Here is a 17,070-nt window from a genome sequence, read left to right as displayed (position 1 = left end):
CCCATGCGTTATGAACCAGTTTCGATGGTGTTTAGAACTCAGACCTGGATCATCGCCCGAGAAGGTCTGTCGGATGATCGGACGCCATAGCGGATCGAATCGAGAGGCTTGAACCTGGTGTCGCTACCCACGTAACCGGCGGTCTCATGATGAACTCTATAAAAGCCTTTGCATCGCGAATGAACAGCGCAACAAAGATCACGCTTGTTTTCAAATCTTAGGATTCGATGAATTAAGCCTCGGAAATCTCGAAAGGCCAGAAGGTAGGGCGCGGAATCGGTTGATTTGGTTGGATTCTTGTAATTCGAGGCAAAGTCCGGTTTTTACCGACTGGTGTGGCGGTAAATCATTAAGGATTATTAATCATTGGCAGCAAAATCAATAACCTAGACGGTATTGTAATCTAAAAGGGATGAAATCACCAAGATTCCAGAGGGGTTTATCTTTTTTAACTTTCGCGTATATCCCAAAACAGTTTTATCTCAGCGTGTAACGGATACACGACTCTGATTTTTAAATACAACATTTTATAATAAAAAAAGCATTGCGATTCAGATGGTTATCGTGGCAGCCGCCTCCGTTCCAAACCCGTGTCAAAAAACATGATCTGTGGTGAGCTATATAGGTGATAGGAAACCAATGGGCCCTATTCATGTTTATTGAGCTAAAAAAAGGTCTTCAAGTAATAGCGCGCGGAAAAGGCGCGGTTATATCTTCTATCATTGACTCGGAACATGTCATGGTGCGAGTTTCATCGACCGGTGAAATTGTGCCAGTAGAAGTTAAGGAAATCGAGTTTTTAATGGAGGCGGATCAGCATAGTATTGCTTGGTCGACTAAGCGTGGCTTCGAAGTATCAGATGATGAGTTCAATGAAGCCAAACGCCGGCATCAAATTCTCATTCGGCTTAAAAATGGAGAGATTTCTCATAAGCAAGCGGCGGTGGAAGTCGGTGTCAGCGTGAACCATATCTATAAGATTCTAAGAGACTTCGACGCTGCTAGAGGACCGATTGCGATAACAAGGAGAAGCCGAGGAGTTAAAAAGGGTGAAGTGCGACTTAGCCCGCAAATAGAAAAGATCATCAGCGAAGCTATAGAAGTATACAAAAATAAAGAAGCCGTACCGTTTTCAACGATATGGAAAAGAGTTGAGGTGGTGTGTAAAGAGGAAGGATTCAAGACGCCATCGAAGCCAACCGTGAGACAACGAATTTTTTCAACATTATCTGCACTACAAGTCACATCTTTACGTAAAGGGAAAGAAGCCGCCAGACAAAAACATCATGCAAAACCAGGATCGCAGGTTCTGACTTATCCATTAGAAGCTGTTCAAATGGATCATACATTAGCTGATATTGTGCTTTTAGCGAACGATCGAATTCACCCGATTGGCAGGCCATGGGTAACATTTGTGCTCGATAGGTATACCCGCGTAGTTTTAGGCTATTATTTGAGTCTGCACGTTCCTAACTCGGTATCTGTTGCCTCAGCCTTAACTCATGCCGTACTTCCAAAATGGGACTTTCTGGGAAGGCTGGATTTAGATAAATTCAGCTATCCGTTTTATGGGGTACCCCAGTTACTCGGGATGGATAACGCTAAAGAATTTAGGAGTAGTAGATTTCTATTGGATTTAGATAAGGCCCAGATCGCATACAAGCATCGCCCTCCAGGAAGAAAGCATTACGGGGGACATGTAGAAAGAGTTATTGGCACATTTATGGGAAGATTGCATCTTTTGTCAGGAACAACAATGTCAAATACCGTGGCGCGTAAAAATCTGAATTCTTCCGCGGTTCCTACTATGACATTCTCCGACTTTTGCCGATGGTTTGCCTTGCAAGTGTACGACTATCACAATACCGTTCATTCTGAGATTAATAAGTCGCCTGCAGAAGCATGGACGCAATATTTCGATCCGGCTGGTATAACTCCTTATCCTCCATTCACGACGGATCCTCAACAATTTAGATTGAACTTTATGCCTTCTAAAGAAAGAGCCGTGCAAGCTAAAGGGATAGAGTTCAAGAATATGTTTTATTGGGATAATGTGCTTTCGCCGCTGGTGGGAACAGGAAAGGCCACAATAAAGTACGATCCTTTTTCAATGAAGCAAATATGGGTGAAATTTCCATCTGGGTATGTACCTATCCCATTCGCTGATATGAGCAACCCTGATTACACCTACGAAGAGTACCGTGCGGCTGCGTTCCACAGCGGTCATAAAACACCAGGTGCCTTCACAACGCCAGAAGGGCCGGCTGCCTTTCGAGAGGCTGAGGCGATCGAGATTAGAAGCGTCAAGGAAACAAAAAGAGCGAGAAGGCAGGTTGCAGCACAAGAAGAGTACGAAAAAGAATTTTACCCAAGTAAGAAAACCGCCGAACAAAAAAATGTTCCGGATTATTCACAGCCCCCCAAAAAATTTGGTGTGAGTGATAAAGTATGAGTGATTACCCTCAAGATTTACGAGAGCTTTCTGTCCAAGATAGAATTTCATTAATAAATAAAGATGTTTGGGTTGACTATTCTCCAAGTGAGGAAGTATTCAAAATAATGAATAATATTTCTCGCGTACCGAGACGTATTACGGCCCCTGCACTTATGGTTGCAGGGGTAGGGGGGGTAGGTAAGACGGCAATCATACGTCAAATATCGAAGAGGGTTGAGAAAAGTGATGGCCTTTTGTTTCTGGATATGGCGCTCGATCCAGAAAATCCTCATATCAGAAAGACCTTTCACTCCGAATTGTGTAGGGCGTTAGAAATACCAGCTGATAGATCCTCCAGACCAAAGGAAGGGCGGTGGGTTTCGCATGAACTTGCAGACATTTTGAAGCTAAGGCAAATCTGGGGGTTGGTTATCGATGAAATACATGAATTGCTGTTAGTGAAGAAAGACGAGCAGCGAATTAACGGATCGATTCTCAAAACGTTGATCGGTGAAAAATACGCTTTGTGTTTATTTGGATTTGGTACTTTAGGCGCTACTACTGTACTAGGCGCAAAGCCTGAAACTAAACGACGTTTCACTGAAGTTTTGCTAAATGACTGGAGAGAAACTGAAGAATTTAGATCGTTTCTACTTTCTATTGAAGAGAAGCTACCGCTAAGGGAACCCTCCAAGCTCTACGAGAAAAATATAGTAAGGGTTATTTTGCAAAGTACTCACGGCCGCATGGATAAAGTCATAGACCTGATACGCAGCGCCGGATGTTACGCACTCAAGAATGGCAAGGAACGCATAGATGTAGAATGTTTGAAGGCTGCAGCAGAAAAGCCTTGGTCTTACTAATGAGTTTATTATGTGGCCTACCTTCACCCTTTTATGATGAAACGTTAACATCATGGTTCTATCGAATATCTTTGAAACATCGAATAGTTGTGAGAGAGCGCGAACTGCTCTTGGCACGACCAAGGGCAGCATGGGGCGGAGTTAATGTCGTTGATGAAGATCTAGACTTTGATTTCTCGACTAACTACTTTAAAGAGAATACTATTTCCTTAACGTTAAATACACAGCTGACCAAATGTTTTTTTAGATCAAAAAATATAGCTCTTGTCAATCCTGGCCGAAGAACGCATTTCTGCTCTATTTGTTTGCGTGAGGACGTTGCAAAGGGCCAAATGCCAGGATGGCGTAGAAGTTGGTGCGCAAGAGATGCTGTACTATGCCCTTTCCATGGAGTAGATCTATCAAGTCTGCGGACAAATGCGACGTTCCGAAAGAGTTGGGATGCTTACGTACAAAGTGTCCAGCCTAATATAGCCCTCGATCCTTGGCAGAGCATGAGTTTTCAGAGACTGCGCAGAAATTTAATTCATCGCGTCCAACTTTGGCGTAAGCGTCAGAATAAACGTACATGTAAGTTATTTGACAATCTATATGATCTCTTCCTCCTGGCGCCGACCTACAATCATGAAGCCGGTGTAGCACGTCTACTTTTTGGCCGCAAACCTGCAAAAAAATACAGTCAAATTGTTACATTTGAGGACGCAGTTCTTTATGGCGCTGAACTAAGTGATGTGCGAGCAAGATTTGGCAGCCAGATGCTTGCGGCCTACGTTCTTGGTGGGGTCCAAGAAAAGGAAATTTTGCAACTGCGGGCTATTTGCATGGCGCACCATATAGCGTTTCCTAAAGCAGAAGAAATTATTCCAATGATACATTTCGGTTGTGCAACTCCGGCGGATTATGAGTTCTTGCATAGCTATTTAGGGAAGTTTCCTCGAAAGAGGGGTAGTAAGCTTGATTGCCTCTTTACGCGTTTTGAAAAAAATATCGGCTCACGCATTTTCTATAGCCAGCTTCGGTTTGGTCGCTAGCTCTTTCGAAGGTAGGCATTTATGACGAGCCGCGTACGACGAGAACGTAGGGCCTTTGAAGTAGGCTGCTGTGCCTTTGTGCGTAGGTGCTAATTCATGGGTACGAACGTTCAAGTATGCTTGGAGAGCTCAATCAGCTGAATGACCCCGCCCGAAGTCCTGATTGAAACAGCATTCATTGAGCGATTTGAAGGCAGAGATAGGAATTCCTTGCTTCCTAAATTCCTAATTCTGGACAAGTGAAGACTCCGACTTTCGCGGAATCTCTTTAGAAGATGGCGACGACAAATTTCGAATCCCCGTATTAAAGACGATTGTATTCGTCTATTTCAAGCGGACGCGATCACCCTAATCACAAGGATTTTATGCTTCAACAAAAAATTTACACCAACTCTTTTAAGTCCTAGGTCGTGCATCGTATCGTTCAATGAACTGAAGTTCTTGAGAGGCCTCAGCAGCGTCCCTTTCCAGAACTCTCAAGGCCGCAATATGTTTGTCTTTTGCCTCTTGGGGTGCTTCGGCTAGGCCTAGCAGTTTTCTCTGACCTCTCTGAATTTTTTCATTGACCTCGGCAATGTATTTTACTCTGGACTCTTTTTTCTCGGCGGCGAAGAGCTGGCATTCCAGAAAGCGAATGGCGTCGTAAATTCTCAAGACCTCACTGCTCGTCTTCGAGTGTACAAAGTTTAAACTACCCTCATCAAACGCATGGTGCTCTTGATTTTGTCCGCGCCAGTTCACAAGATCTTTCTTGATAACATTGAAGTGTGACAGGTCGTAGTCAATATACGGTAGAATCAAGTCAAACGTGTGTTCCAAGCTGACTTGTAGGTACATGCTCTTTTTGAGTTGGGACTTATTGAAGTTCGCGGTCACTTGCACACCTTTCTCGATGCAGAACTCAAGCACCATTGACTCAAACCAGACACGGCAGTACAGCAACGCCTGGCGAACATCGAAGACTGACAACGCCACTTGCACCTTCTTCTGAAAACCACCGGCATGATCGATCACCACGATGCCCTTATTTGTGTAGCTGAGTACATGGTTCGAATGCTGGTCGCGTTGAGGATGCCGGTCGGCGATGATGCAGAAACGCTCCCAAAACAGACGGTCATGGGTGGTGACCACCATCTGGATGCGGCGTAGGTAGGCGTCGTTGAAAAACAGATCAATGATATTGGATCGGTGATCCGTGTCGATGGCATTGACGACATCGTCAAACACGATTAGCGGAAAATTTTTTTCTCGGCCATTGCCAACAAGATTGATAGACCCAGTGTCCGCAGATGCCCTTCGCTAAGCATTGAGAATGCATCAACTAAGGATCCATCCATGTTTGTCATCTTGATCCGGTAGCCATCAGCAAGCTTATGGAAGCTCAGTGCCTGAATCTGCTCATGGTCGTCGTCATGGTTATTAATTGCCCGGTAGTACTCGGCAGCCTTGGCTTCGATCCCTGTGATGCGGTTTTTTTCGAGCTGTAGCTTGTAGTCCAGCAGATCGCTGTAAAGCGTTCGATATTCGGTCTCCAGATCCTTAAGCAACTGGTTGAAGTGCCTGTTATCAACCGCATCATTGAGTAGGACGGTTTTCTGCCCTATCAATTGCGCCATATTGAGGTTAGCGGTTTTGAACTCAGTCTCCGCCCGAGCTTTACTCTCGAATAACCGCTTCAGCAAATCATCAACTTTCTTGAGCCGATCCACCTGGATATCGAGTCGGGACGCCTGAGTTTCTGCCTGACCAACTTCCAACCGTCGGCGCTCACAAGTTCGCAGATAGGCTTCAATCAGTTCGGTATTGGCATCACACAGCGTCAGGAACGACTCGAGAACGGATGGTGCGACCTTCGAGCGATCGGTAGCTGCATGAAACTCAGCAAGCATTCCCACCAGCTCATCCATCTTCAATGGGCAGGAAATGTCGGCATACTCATTGCGCTGTATATCGTTGATGCCCGTCGCGATCTTTGAAGCCCAGAGTGCGATCCGAGCATCACTCCGTTGCCTGGATTGCTTCAAAAACTCCAGAGCGCTGAGTGACTTGAGCTGTTCCCGCGCCCTCTCGAACGGGTTCATGACGACCTGATCGAGAGGGGTCAGGCATGCTGGGCAGGCCTGCCCGACATGCTGTTCGATAGCCTCCAGCGCGTCGAAGATAGCGCGATAGTTGATCTCGCTGGCCATATCCAACAACGCGCGCTCGATGAGGGCACGGCGACGGAGTAATCGCTTGGCAATGGCACAAGTACGCCAGACTTGTTTCTCGGGGATAGCAACAGGGGCTTTGGCTGCCCGCAGTCGTTCAGCTCCACGGATATGCATGTCTATCAATTGGCGCAGCCGCTTAACCTTGGGACGAATCTCAAAATCTTGATCTGGTCGCAGGCCCAGCAGCTTACAAGTCTCGCAGATGGATCGCTGCAGGGTAACCGTCCGAGCAACACATCTTCCTGATGCCATCGGTTAAGGCGATGGTGTCCACCTAAATTTAAGTGGACACCATTTTTAGCCTTTTTAAGCGGACGCCCATGCCACAAGAACGCCGTTCCTATTCCAAGTCCTTCAAGGCCCAGGTCATTACTGAGTGCGCCCATCCTGACACTTCAATTGCCAATGTCGCCTTGACCCACAACCTCAATGCAAACCTCGTCCATAAATGGATTCGGGTGCATGCGCAGAAAAACCTGGCACTGCAAACTGCCTTCATCCCGGTCAAGACTTCGCCGCCGGTGCCGATGCATCAGGCCCTTCCTGCCACGATCCGAATCGAAGTGCCGCATCCAAAAGGTGTAGTCGTGGTGAGTTGGCCAGCAGAAAATGCAGCGGCGTGTTCTGCTTTCCTACGAGACCTGCTGCGATGATCCGCGTCGATTCCATCTGGCTCGCCACCGAGCCCATGGACATGCGCGCCGGCACTGAAACCGCGCTCGCACGAGTCGTGGCGGTGTTCGGTGCGGCGAAGCCGCACTGTGCCTATCTGTTCGCCAACCGCCGCGCCAATCGAATGAAAGTGCTGGTGCATGACGGCGTGGGGATTTGGCTTGCCGCCCGGCGTTTGAATCAAGGACGCTTCTTCTGGCCGGGTGTGCGACACGGCTCCGAAGTTGAGTTGGATGCCGAGCAACTTCAGGCCCTGGTGCTCGGTTTACCTTGGCAGCGCGTCGGTGCAGGCGGAATCATCTCGATGCTTTAACATCTGCCATGGCGTGCTTGCCAGCGCAATTGGCCCATCAGTCTATCGTCGCCATCAGCCCTCTCTGGCAAAATCGGCGGCATGACTTTGCATCCAAATCTCGATCAATTAAACCCTGAACAACTGCGTGCCCTGGCGGCGCAGTTGATCCAGCGCGTCGAGACAATGGACAAGCAAATCACTCATCACAAGTCGGTCAACGAGAAACTGGCCCACGAGATCGCGCTGCTCAAACGCTTCAAGTTTGCCAAGCGCAGCGAGCAGTTGAGCCCGGATCAAGCCAGCCTGCTCGACGACTTGATCGATACGGATATCGCCGCTATCGAAGCCGAACTTGAGGCTCTGCAACCGGCACCTGTCGAAGCCAAAGTGCGCCAGCAACCCAAGCGCGCACCGCTGCCACCGCAGTTTCCTCGCACGCTGATCCATCACGAACCGGACAACAGCCACTGCCAGTGCGGCTGCGCCCTCAAGCGCATCGGCGAAGACGCCAGCGAAAAGCTCGACTACACGCCCGGCGTATTCACCGTCGAGCGTCACATCCGTGGAAAGTGGGCCTGCGAGCAGTGTGAAACGCTAATCCAGGCGCCGGTACCGGCGCACGTCATCGACAAAGGCGTCCCGACCGCAGGCCTGCTGGCCCACATCATGGTGGCCAAGTTCGCCGACCATCTGCCGCTGTATCGCCAAGAGAAAATCTTCGGCCGCGCCGGGCTGCCCATCGCCCGTTCGACACTGGCGCAGTGGGTGGGTCAAACCGGCGTACAACTGCAACCGCTCGTGGAAGCACTGCGCGAGGCAGTGCTGGCCCAGCGAGTCGTCCATGCCGATGAAACACCCGTGCAGATGCTGGCACCGGGTGAAAAGAAAACGCACCGAGCGTATGTCTGGGCCTACTGCACGACACCATTCTCGGCACTGAAGGCGGTAGTCTACGACTTCAGCCCGAGCCGTGCTGGCGAACATGCGCGCAACTTCCTGGGCACTTGGAACGGCAAGCTGGTCTGCGATGGCTTCGCAGGCTACAAGGCCGGCTTCGAAGGGGGCATCACCGAAATCGGCTGCATGGCCCATGCTCGCCGCAAGTTCTTCGACCTGCATGTGGCGAACAAAAGCCAACTGGCCGAACAGGCGCTGCACTCAATCGGCGGCCTATACGAGGTTGAACGAAAGGCCAAAGAGATGAGCGATGAAGATCGCTGGCGATTACGTCAAGAAATGGCGATTCCTATCGCGGAGAAGTTGCATGAGTGGATGCTGGCTCAGCGCGAACTTGTGCCCGAGGGCTCGGCCACAGCCAAGGCTCTGGATTACAGCCTGAAACGCTGGGTAGCGCTGACGCGCTACCTCAATGATGGTGCTGTGCCCATCGACAACAATCGGGTCGAAAATACGATCCGGCCTTGGGCCCTTGGCCGTTCGAATTGGCTCTTCGCCGGATCACTGCGCAGCGGTAAACGAGCGGCGGCAATTATGAGCTTGATTCAATCGGCACGCATGAATGGGCATGATCCGTTCGCGTATCTCAAGGATGTACTGACGCGGTTGGCGACACAGAGGGCCAGTGCAATTGACCAATTACTACCGCATCAATGGGCACAGGGCTCCTAACACGCTATGAGCTACATTCAGTCCGACGCGTCTGAATCTAATGGTGTCGATGGAGGTATTTGCCATGCGGGTTTTTTGTCATCCTGACTGTCGAAAATACGCCGCGCCTTGCGGAAATCCTCAACGTTCTCGACAACCCAAGTCCAGATAGGTGACATGCGGATCAACAGTCCCATACCCAGCGGCGTCAGCTCATACTCGACACGTGGCGGAATCTCACCGAACTCCCGCCGAACCACTAGCCCATCCCGCTCCATGGAGCGTAGCGTCTTGGTTAACATCCGCTGAGTCACCCCAGTCATCTGCCTTTTTATTTCGGCATGGCGCATCGTGCCGTAAACCCCCAGGGCATGCAGAATACCTAACGACCAGCGGCTACCTGCGTGAGCAAGCACTTCTCGTCTGACGCCATCATCGTCTTCTCTAAGCGTTCGGCAAATTGTTTCTGCCTGGCTGAGAGCCTCCTGATCGGTCATTTCATTCTCTGGTATCACAGGTGTGCCTTCTTACGAACGTTGCCTAATCGTGCAAGCATTTGTTCATCTTACAGGCAACAGGTCTCAGGAGAAATCATGACCGAAGTGACCCAGCTTTCCCCCCAATCCATTCTCGTTCTAGGCGCCGGTGAGCTTGGGCTGCCGGTTCTGCGCAATCTTGCGCGAGTAGCAAAGCGCGCGCCCGGCTCCACAATCAGCGTCCTGCTCAGGGATTCGACCATCAACACTCAGGTGCCCGAGAAAAAGGTCGAAATCGATGAGCTTCGAGATCTTGGCATCCAGATGGTGGCCGCAGATCTCGTGAATAATTCAATCGATCAGTTGGCTGAAGTGTTCGCACGGTTCGATACCGTAATAGGCTGCGCAGGCATGGTTGCAGGCCGGGAAACCCCGATGAAGCTGGCTACAGCAGCTCTCAAGTCCGGTGTGAAGCGCTACTTTCCTTGGCAGTTTGGTGTCGACTTCGAGGTAATCGGTCGGGGCAGTCCTCAAGATCTGTTCGATGCTCAGCTTGATGTACGCGAATTGCTTCGCGCCCAGGATAAAACTGAATGGGTAATCATCTCGACGGGTATGTTCACCAGCTTTCTATTCGAGCCAGTATTCGAGGTGGTTGACTTCGAAAACGATACCGTGAACGCGCTAGGCAGTCTTGAGACCAGCGTGACGCTCACGACTCCAGAAGACATTGGTGCGTTGACAGCGGAAATTGTTTTCTTCGAACCTCGCTTCCGCGATCAGATTGTGTACCTCTCGGGAGATACAGTGACGTACGGAGAGGTTGCGAGCCTCCTCGAACGTGTACTGGGTCGCCCGTTCAAACGTAACGTGTGGACTGTTCCGTACTTGCTCCAAGAATTGGAGAGAGACCCAACGCATCACATCAAGAAGTACCGCGCTGTGTTCGCCCAGGGCAGAGGCGTGGCCTGGCCTAAAGCAGGCACTTTCAACGCGCAGCAGTCGACTCAAGTCACGACCGCTGAGGAGTGGGCCCGTGCAAATCTGGCAACCTCATCAGCATAAGGGCAGTAGCTGAACGAACGTTCTCGCGCTCGGAGTTGACCTGCTAAAAAGCTCCTCAGTCTGATAATGGGCGCTGATAACCGAAGCTAAGGCGCGGAGAATGGGTCTGGTAATCCAAGACGACCGAATCTTTATCTTATCCGCACCATCTGCCGAGGTCTGAGGCGTCCCACTTCACTATCTATTGAGTTTTCTAAGCGCGAATTCCGAACCACGGTGACTTAACCAAGCGCTTACTAAAGCCTTGCAAATGAGCGTGGTTTTGAGGAGCACGGGGGAGAATGGTGTGGTCAAGGTGTGTCTGCCGGACGCTTACGCTGCAGGTCATGCTTGTGTCGGCGCAGCGCCTGCCCGAGCTGTGCCCGATCACGCTCCAAGGCAGCGAGGGCTTCAGCCCGGTCGGTACGCATAGAGGTTTTAAGAGTGAAGCTTTCCGGGCGAACAAAACGGGAGATGACTTCTTGTAGTTCTTCTAAGCCGAACAGGGTGGCCAGCACATCACCTTCTCCGCTGCCCGTGTCCTTGGAACCCAATAGCGAGAATTCTTGAAGCCGGTTGCGGTCGATGAAGCAACTAGACCAACTGATGCTCTGATTGACCTTGCTCCCGTCTTTGCCCATAAGCATTAATTGGGGCTTAATCTCTCCCCGTGAAATGTACTCCTTTACCTTAGTTTTGCGGCGGGCAGCTTCCTTGATGTCTCCGGTGGTGCCTAATTCCAACGCTTCACACAGCGACGATTTACCGCCTCCATTGGGCGCATAGAAGATGTTTTTCAGTTTGCTGAAGCGAATGAAATTGCCCTTGTCGTCAGAGCCGAACTCTCCGAATCCACGGAAGTTTTTTACGCGAAGGTAGTCCAACGCACCTAGATCGGACGGTGGGATCTGATCCAGTTCGGGCCTATTTTCGAGCACCCTTTTGAAGCGCGCGGCGACACGCTGATAATCCCGCCCCAGCAGTTGATCTGCTGCTGCCGTGATGTGGGCTTTAATGTGATCGGAATAGCGGCCCTTGCTCTGGTTCGCTTGGTACATGCACCAGAGGAGGATAAGATAAGGCTCGTTTCGCCCTTCAAGGTTCTGTCTGGCAAAACTCAACAGATACTGACTCATCGCGCTTCCTCCCTGATGCGCATCAGCGTAACCGGACTGAAATCACAAAGCCATTACCATGCTCTTGGAAGGCACTAGTCGGGCGGGCGCGGAGGAGCAGAATTTATGGGCACCTCTTAGCCTCAACTGAGGCCATGAGCAACCCGTGTTCCCCCGAATGATTAAAAATCAAGTGTGCGAAAAGAAGCCACCAATCGCTGATGTAACGGCAAGTCTCGACGTATCGACGCACATATTGAGAGTCCATTTTAGCGGCTATTACGCTTGGTTCTTTGAGTCACTGGCAAGGTGATGCCCCCCGGAGGTATCTTCGTTCTCAACTGTTGAGAACTTGAGTAGGGTGGTGGCTCGGCTTTCGAGCAGTGCACCCGCTTGAAAGTAGCCCATCACCGTACTCACACTGCGATGTTCGGTCATTGCCATAACGTCACCCAACGGTACACCCTGGCGGCCAGCCTCGGTCACAAAGCCTGAGCGCAAACTGTGCGCTGCCCAATCGCCCTCGAGGCCCGCCAATTTGGCTCTGCGCTGAACAATCCGCGCCACCTGGTCAGCGGACAGACCCGTTGATCCAACTTTGTCTCCTTTATACATACGTCGAAATAAAGGTCCTGACTCCGCCGGTGCTGCCAATAGCCAAACGCTAAGTGCCTCAGCCGCGGGACCGCGTAGCGGCTTTTCTCTGCGTACCCCGCCGGTGTTGGTTTTGGTCAGACCCAACGCATACAACCAGGTGTCGGTATCCAGTTGGCGTACATCGCTAATTTGTAAGTTCACCACCTCAGAACGCCGTCGGCCACCGCCGCTCCAGGCCAGCAGGAGGAGGGCGCGGTCACGCTGACCGCGAAGACCATCAGTGCAGGTGGCCAGCAGTGCCTGTAGAGACTCAAGTACGATGGCGGTCTTCTTACGCACCGATAGCCCTTGGCGTGACTGCGCCTTGCGTGCCTCGCGTAGCAAGCTCTTGAGCACCGGTGCATCGGTGGGGCTATCCCAGCTATTCAATCGATGCCATTTGCCCAGCACCGAAAGTCGATGACTGACGGTGTTATAGGCCAGCGCACCCGGCTTGGCTTTGACCTTTGCGCGGATAAGCGCAGCATCAATGGATGCTGGCAATAAATGCACCCATTTGCCGTCGTCCGTCGGACGGGCGAGGTGATCAACCACAAACTGGACCGCCACTTCGACGGGTAAATGCGTATCGCCTAACGCGTGTCCATATCTCAGTTGTAACCACGCCGACCAATAGGCGAGGGCACTCCGATAGCTGCGCACAGTATTGGCCGCCGTGCCTGCTGCAATAAAGGCTGCGGCTGCCTCCTGGGCGTTTAGCGTCAGAAAATGCAGGTCCAGCGGCGTTTCGTCGACCTGCGAAATCTGGTTTGTAATATTTAATACGTCCAACGTATTTTAAATCCATATTTAGGAAGATGAGGTCGGATAACATTTAATTATCAGACCTAATATAGCGGAGGGCATGGCATGGCGGTAGGCGTACCGGAAACGACCTGTTCGCCGCCGCGGACGCGGTATTGGGCCGCGGAGAGCGGCCCACCGTGGAGCGGGTGCGACTGAAACTAGGCCGAGGCAGCCCGGCGCGCGTTGGGGCCCTACTGGATCAATGGTTGGAGCGGTTGGTCCTTACTGGCCGTCGCCCCATCAGGCCTAACACGCCGTCGATGGGCATTCTAGCTGGTGGAACACGTTGCCAAAACGGTGGCAGACGCTGGGGGAGTCACCCACCAACTTGCGCTTGGCATGGGGGGCTTAAACGTGGCGACCTGAGTGCCATGGGCATGGGGCGCTCGGACTACGAAACCTTCATGGCGCAGGAGCCGCAAGACCAACGTAATGCCTTCCGGGTATTGGCGCGCAGCGGTGATTTGCCGAGCGAGCTGCTGATGGCGGGTGAACATGTCCCCGCCGAAACGGTTGCGATTCTACGCAAGTCGATCGTGGATAACTCGGCAGCGTTGATCAACAGCATCAGCCAAGGTTGAAAAACTTAACGTCGTGTCCGGGATTAGTTGACCACTACATGCACCGTTTGCATGGATAAGTTACTCATGCTCCACGTTCCCCACAGCCAGAGACAGCGAATCACCAAGAATGCGCCACAAAGCGGTAAGACGCCGACAGTAGGTGCCTTCACTACAGTAAATCAACTCGACATGAAGACTGTCGATAACCGCGATATAAGCATCCTGAAACATCGAAATCTCGTTCGCCGACAGTGCTGGATACCTGTTCTCAAGGCTTGCGCCAAAGCGTTCGCGAAGACGATCCAGATAGGCTTCAAAGCCACTTGCAACCGATGCCTTTAACTCCGAAGGCGGAAAGAATGCCGTGCGCAGCAGGAAACGCAGAGCTGCGGAAGACTCGTAGCGGTTTGAAAGATTGTCCGTGTACAGCTTGCCAGGCTCGTCATCATTCGCCGGGACGCTTGCAAACATCTCTTCGATATAGTGCCTCTCCGTCGCCAGCGCCAGATTCAGCACGGCGTTGAACAGATCATCCTTGCTCTTGAAGTGCGCGTATAACGAGGGCTTGCGCATACCTGCCACGACAGCGATTTCATTGAGCGACGAGGCGTCGTATCCCCGCTCAGCGAAATGCACCAGAGCGATATCACAGATTCTGCTTGCCGAAGGGCTCAGCACTTTCATCGGGATGACCTTTTAATTCAATGATTTAACGCGGTGATGTGCTCGGCTCTGCCTTCGCGCACACTGCCCCAGGTCAGCGCACCCACCATAACGGCGCAGACTATCAGGAATGCGCACCAGGCAGTGGCGCCATAGCTGCTCGCCCAACCGGTCAACGGTGTGGCGAAGGCCGAGATGCCAAGCTGAAACGCGCCGAGCAATGCAGCCGTTGAACCCAGGGCAGTGGTTTGCGAAGACATCACCAGCGTCATCAGTGAGGTTTCTGCAATCCCCAATCCAAGCAGTGCTACCGCGACACCGGCAGCCAGCCAGTACAAACTAGAACCAGATACTGCTGCGCCGTAGGCCATGACAGAACCTGCGAAGATGCAAAAAGCTCCAGCCGTTGCCATGCGGGCCAAACCGTACTTGCCCACCAGTCTGGTCGCCACGACCGCCCCTATGAGAATCGCGATGCCGGTTGCGCCAAACAGCGTACCGAACTGGGCAGCAGGCAGTCCGTACTCCTTCTGATAAACAAATGTAGCGCCGCCCACATAGGCAAAGAGAAAGAAGAACACTGCTGACAGCGCTAAGGCGGGCCTTAGAAAACGACCGTCTTTTGCGATGCGCGCATACGTGCGTATCGCCAGTCGCATATTCAATGGCTCGCGCTTTTGCATTGGTAGTGTTTCAGGCAAAACAGCCATCGAATTCACCGCCACCAGCGCACCGAGAACAGCCAGTACCAGCATGACGGCCCGCCATCCGAAATGCGCCTCAATGTAACCACCCAACCCCGGGGCGATGATGGGAGCAACACCTTGAATGGTCAGCAGCAGGCCAAAAAGTTTTGCTGCCTGAACGCCCTGAGTGACGTCACGCACCATGCTCATGATGACTACCAACGTCAAAGCACTGCCTATCCCTTGGGCAAATCGTGCCACGAGTAGCCACTCAAGGGTTGGTGCCGCTCCTGCAGCCAGCGCACTCAAACTGAACAGCAACAAGCCTGCTATCAGTGGACGTCGACGGCCAAAGGCGTCAACTACCGGCCCGAACAGCAATTGCCCAAGCCCCATTGCCAACAAAAAGACCGTGAGCGTCAGCTGAATGCTGGCAACACTGGTCGAATAATCAACCGCCATTTCGGGCAGGCTTGGCAAATACATATCGACGGCTGAGGGCCCCAGTGCGGCGATGGCGCCCAAGGCAATGGCAAACTTTAGTGAAGGATTGCCGAAATGACTCTTTTCCATAACAAACTCATGATTGGCTTCCTATCGGAAGGTAGGAGGTAGCGAGAAGTTAACGAGAACCCAGAGGCAAGGTCAAGCCGTAATTTTCTTAGGGGCCAGGCATCATCGCCAGCGCTCCGCGCAAGGCATGCGCACGTAAGTGTTTTAGGCTTCAGTTCAAAGTGTTTTTTTCAAGAAGCGGCTGAAAATGAGCGGGATTTCTGAAACATTATTTTTAAGCGATCAAGGTAAGCGACTCAGTTCGCAGAAACGGGTTGGCCAAATCGATCACGCTGCGTTCGAGCCTAGTGCGCTGGATGTATCGACAGACGCTGTCACCTTGCGCACCAGCGATGGGAAAGCTGAGAGGGTGGCCATGTTGGCCCGCACGCCAACGGAACACTTAGCGCCAATGGCCGTAACTGTGTGGACGGAATCAGGGTTCAAATTGAACTCCGTGAGAGCCAGACTTGCCTGCGAACTAGGCGCCTTGGTATATCAGGCAAACCGCGTCATCGCTCTCGCGGGCAAGCCTGCTCCAACAGATGGCCCCCAATACCTCTTACAAGCGAAACCTCGACACCATGCTGTTCAGGTCTACCGCCAGGCGGGTCAACTCGCCGCTGGCGGCGCTCGTCTGGGCGGCGCCGTTGGAAGATTGCGTCGACAGGTCCCGGATGTTGACCAAGTTGCGGTCCACTTCACGGGCGACTGCAGCCTGTTCTTCCGCAGCGGCGGCGATGACCAGGTTACGCTCGTTGATCTCGATCACTGCGGTGTTGATGGTTTCCAACGCCAGGCCTGCGCCTTTCGCGATGTTCAGGGTAGATTCAGCACGGTCAGTGCTGTTACGCATTGAACTGACTGCTTTTTGGGTACCGCCTTGAATGCTGCCAACCATGCGTTCAATTTCGCTGGTGGACTGTTGGGTGCGATGGGCCAAAGCGCGTACTTCATCGGCGACAACCGCGAAGCCGCGACCGGCTTCACCGGCCCTGGCCGCTTCGATAGCTGCGTTCAGCGCCAGCAGGTTGGTCTGATCCGCCAAGCCACGAATCACGTCCAGAACCTTGCCGATGTCGCGGGACTCTTCCGCAAGATTACCAATCAGATCGGCGGTGCTTTGCACATCCCCGCTCATGCGTTCGATAGCGTTGACGGTTTCGTGAACCAGATCCCGGCCATCGCCTGCTGACGCCGTCGCGTTTTTTGACGCCTCGGAAGTGCTCACTGCGTTACGCGCCACTTCTTCGACGGCGCTGGTCATTTCGTTGACTGCAGTCGCAGCTTGCTCTATTTCGTTGTCCTGCTGCGCAAGGCCACGGGCGCTTTCATCGGTAACTGCGTTCAGCTCCTCGGCAGCGGAAGCCAGTTGTGTTGCGGATCCGGAAATACGCATCAAGGTATCGCGC

13 protein-coding genes and 4 pseudogenes are annotated in these 17,070 nt (G+C 52.1%); 9 read left to right on the top strand and 8 right to left on the bottom strand.

Going from position 1 to position 17,070, the window contains the following annotated elements; all coding sequences use genetic code 11:
* The first annotated feature begins 652 nt into the window (after window positions 1–652).
* From ACXX81_RS10600 to ACXX81_RS10590, 3 genes are read left to right on the top strand one after another with little or no spacing between them, the layout of a single operon-like run.
* Window positions 653–2,452 carry a TnsB C-terminal domain-containing protein gene (locus ACXX81_RS10600; protein ID WP_458571627.1) on the top strand — a complete coding sequence of 600 codons (1,800 nt, stop codon included), beginning with the start codon at window positions 653–655 and terminating at the stop codon, window positions 2,450–2,452.
* Window positions 2,449–3,297: a TniB family NTP-binding protein gene (locus ACXX81_RS10595; RefSeq protein WP_065935489.1), complete on the top strand. Its 849-nt coding sequence runs from the start codon at window positions 2,449–2,451 to the stop codon at window positions 3,295–3,297. Before ACXX81_RS10600 ends, ACXX81_RS10595 begins: the two co-directional genes overlap by 4 nt.
* Window positions 3,258–4,328 (top strand): TniQ family protein, encoded by a 1,071-nt coding sequence (locus ACXX81_RS10590; protein WP_209981841.1) that lies wholly within the window; start codon window positions 3,258–3,260, stop codon window positions 4,326–4,328. The genes ACXX81_RS10595 and ACXX81_RS10590 overlap by 40 nt, the downstream gene beginning before the upstream one ends.
* A gap of 396 nt (window positions 4,329–4,724) precedes the next feature.
* Here ACXX81_RS10590 and ACXX81_RS10585 read toward each other — a convergent pair.
* Window positions 4,725–6,757: pseudogene (locus ACXX81_RS10585) on the bottom strand (AAA family ATPase); the annotation flags it as partial.
* Window positions 6,758–6,861: 104 nt separating this feature from the next.
* Here ACXX81_RS10585 and tnpA point away from each other — a divergent pair.
* The 3 genes from tnpA (at window position 6,862) to tnpC (ending at window position 9,137) form a co-directional block, all read left to right on the top strand.
* Entirely contained in the window at window positions 6,862–7,194 is a 333-nt protein-coding gene (tnpA, locus tag ACXX81_RS10580) for an IS66-like element accessory protein TnpA (protein WP_003173944.1), read from the top strand.
* A complete protein-coding gene (gene tnpB, locus ACXX81_RS10575) occupies window positions 7,191–7,526 on the top strand; it encodes an IS66 family insertion sequence element accessory protein TnpB (protein ID WP_003177794.1) in 336 nt (111 codons plus the stop codon). The genes tnpA and tnpB overlap by 4 nt, the downstream gene beginning before the upstream one ends.
* Window positions 7,527–7,607: 81 nt before the next feature.
* Window positions 7,608–9,137, top strand: coding sequence for an IS66 family transposase (gene tnpC, locus ACXX81_RS10570; RefSeq protein ID WP_458571626.1), 1,530 nt, complete (start codon window positions 7,608–7,610; stop codon window positions 9,135–9,137).
* Between the two features lie 17 nt (window positions 9,138–9,154).
* Here tnpC and ACXX81_RS10565 read toward each other — a convergent pair whose 3' ends face one another.
* Window positions 9,155–9,613 (bottom strand): winged helix-turn-helix transcriptional regulator, encoded by a 459-nt coding sequence (locus ACXX81_RS10565; protein ID WP_003429427.1) that lies wholly within the window; start codon window positions 9,611–9,613, stop codon window positions 9,155–9,157.
* A gap of 96 nt (window positions 9,614–9,709) precedes the next feature.
* On the opposite strand from ACXX81_RS10565, the gene ACXX81_RS10560 reads away from it, so the two are divergent.
* On the top strand, window positions 9,710–10,657 hold the full coding sequence (locus ACXX81_RS10560) for an aromatic alcohol reductase (RefSeq protein WP_003173940.1): 948 nt from the start codon (window positions 9,710–9,712) through the stop codon (window positions 10,655–10,657).
* A 320-nt stretch (window positions 10,658–10,977) separates the two neighbouring features.
* Here the strand turns inward: ACXX81_RS10560 and ACXX81_RS10555 are convergent.
* Together ACXX81_RS10555 and ACXX81_RS10550 are read right to left on the bottom strand one after the other, a co-directional pair.
* A pseudogene (locus tag ACXX81_RS10555) lies at window positions 10,978–11,772 on the bottom strand (AAA family ATPase); the annotation flags it as partial.
* A 258-nt stretch (window positions 11,773–12,030) separates the two neighbouring features.
* Window positions 12,031–13,179 carry a site-specific integrase gene (locus ACXX81_RS10550; RefSeq protein WP_209981848.1) on the bottom strand — a complete coding sequence of 383 codons (1,149 nt, stop codon included), beginning with the start codon at window positions 13,177–13,179 and terminating at the stop codon, window positions 12,031–12,033.
* A gap of 78 nt (window positions 13,180–13,257) precedes the next feature.
* Here ACXX81_RS10550 and ACXX81_RS10545 point away from each other — a divergent pair.
* Both ACXX81_RS10545 and ACXX81_RS10540 read left to right on the top strand, forming a co-directional pair.
* Window positions 13,258–13,412: pseudogene (locus tag ACXX81_RS10545) on the top strand (DNA-binding protein); the annotation flags it as partial.
* Window positions 13,413–13,565: 153 nt separating this feature from the next.
* Entirely contained in the window at window positions 13,566–13,775 is a 210-nt protein-coding gene (locus ACXX81_RS10540; protein ID WP_065892717.1) for a type 2 periplasmic-binding domain-containing protein, read from the top strand.
* Window positions 13,776–13,835: 60 nt separating this feature from the next.
* Here the strand turns inward: ACXX81_RS10540 and ACXX81_RS10535 are convergent, their stop codons facing one another.
* From ACXX81_RS10535 to ACXX81_RS10520, 4 genes and pseudogenes are all read right to left on the bottom strand, one after another.
* Window positions 13,836–14,441, bottom strand: coding sequence for a TetR/AcrR family transcriptional regulator (locus ACXX81_RS10535; protein ID WP_065892718.1), 606 nt, complete (start codon window positions 14,439–14,441; stop codon window positions 13,836–13,838).
* 17 nt (window positions 14,442–14,458) lie between these two features.
* Window positions 14,459–15,679, bottom strand: a complete 1,221-nt coding sequence (locus ACXX81_RS10530; protein ID WP_065892719.1) for a multidrug effflux MFS transporter — start codon at window positions 15,677–15,679, stop codon at window positions 14,459–14,461.
* 217 nt (window positions 15,680–15,896) lie between these two features.
* A pseudogene (locus ACXX81_RS10525) lies at window positions 15,897–16,001 on the bottom strand (transcriptional regulator FeaR); the annotation flags it as partial.
* A gap of 219 nt (window positions 16,002–16,220) precedes the next feature.
* Window positions 16,221–17,057 carry a methyl-accepting chemotaxis protein gene (locus ACXX81_RS10520; RefSeq protein ID WP_407728588.1) on the bottom strand — a complete coding sequence of 279 codons (837 nt, stop codon included), beginning with the start codon at window positions 17,055–17,057 and terminating at the stop codon, window positions 16,221–16,223.
* Window positions 17,058–17,070 lie beyond the last annotated feature (13 nt).

The organism is Pseudomonas sp. GNP013, from assembly GCF_054343995.1.
This window is presented reverse-complemented; position numbering and strand designations above follow the sequence as displayed.

What these genes read in the sequence shown, in the direction of transcription:
- tnpB (WP_003177794.1), top strand. Translation starts at nt 7,191, where the DNA reads ATGATCCGCGTCGATTCCATCTGGCTCGCCACCGAGCCCATGGACATG.
- ACXX81_RS10590 (WP_209981841.1), top strand. Translation starts at nt 3,258, where the DNA reads ATGTTTGAAGGCTGCAGCAGAAAAGCCTTGGTCTTACTAATGAGTTTA.
- tnpA (WP_003173944.1), top strand. Translation starts at nt 6,862, where the DNA reads ATGCCACAAGAACGCCGTTCCTATTCCAAGTCCTTCAAGGCCCAGGTC.
- ACXX81_RS10535 (WP_065892718.1), bottom strand. Translation starts at nt 14,441, where the DNA reads ATGAAAGTGCTGAGCCCTTCGGCAAGCAGAATCTGTGATATCGCTCTG.
- ACXX81_RS10560 (WP_003173940.1), top strand. Translation starts at nt 9,710, where the DNA reads ATGACCGAAGTGACCCAGCTTTCCCCCCAATCCATTCTCGTTCTAGGC.
- ACXX81_RS10595 (WP_065935489.1), top strand. Translation starts at nt 2,449, where the DNA reads ATGAGTGATTACCCTCAAGATTTACGAGAGCTTTCTGTCCAAGATAGA.
- ACXX81_RS10565 (WP_003429427.1), bottom strand. Translation starts at nt 9,613, where the DNA reads ATGACCGATCAGGAGGCTCTCAGCCAGGCAGAAACAATTTGCCGAACG.
- ACXX81_RS10530 (WP_065892719.1), bottom strand. Translation starts at nt 15,679, where the DNA reads ATGGAAAAGAGTCATTTCGGCAATCCTTCACTAAAGTTTGCCATTGCC.
- ACXX81_RS10520 (WP_407728588.1), bottom strand. Translation starts at nt 17,057, where the DNA reads ATGCGTATTTCCGGATCCGCAACACAACTGGCTTCCGCTGCCGAGGAG.
- ACXX81_RS10600 (WP_458571627.1), top strand. Translation starts at nt 653, where the DNA reads ATGTTTATTGAGCTAAAAAAAGGTCTTCAAGTAATAGCGCGCGGAAAA.
- tnpC (WP_458571626.1), top strand. Translation starts at nt 7,608, where the DNA reads ATGACTTTGCATCCAAATCTCGATCAATTAAACCCTGAACAACTGCGT.
- ACXX81_RS10540 (WP_065892717.1), top strand. Translation starts at nt 13,566, where the DNA reads ATGGGCATGGGGCGCTCGGACTACGAAACCTTCATGGCGCAGGAGCCG.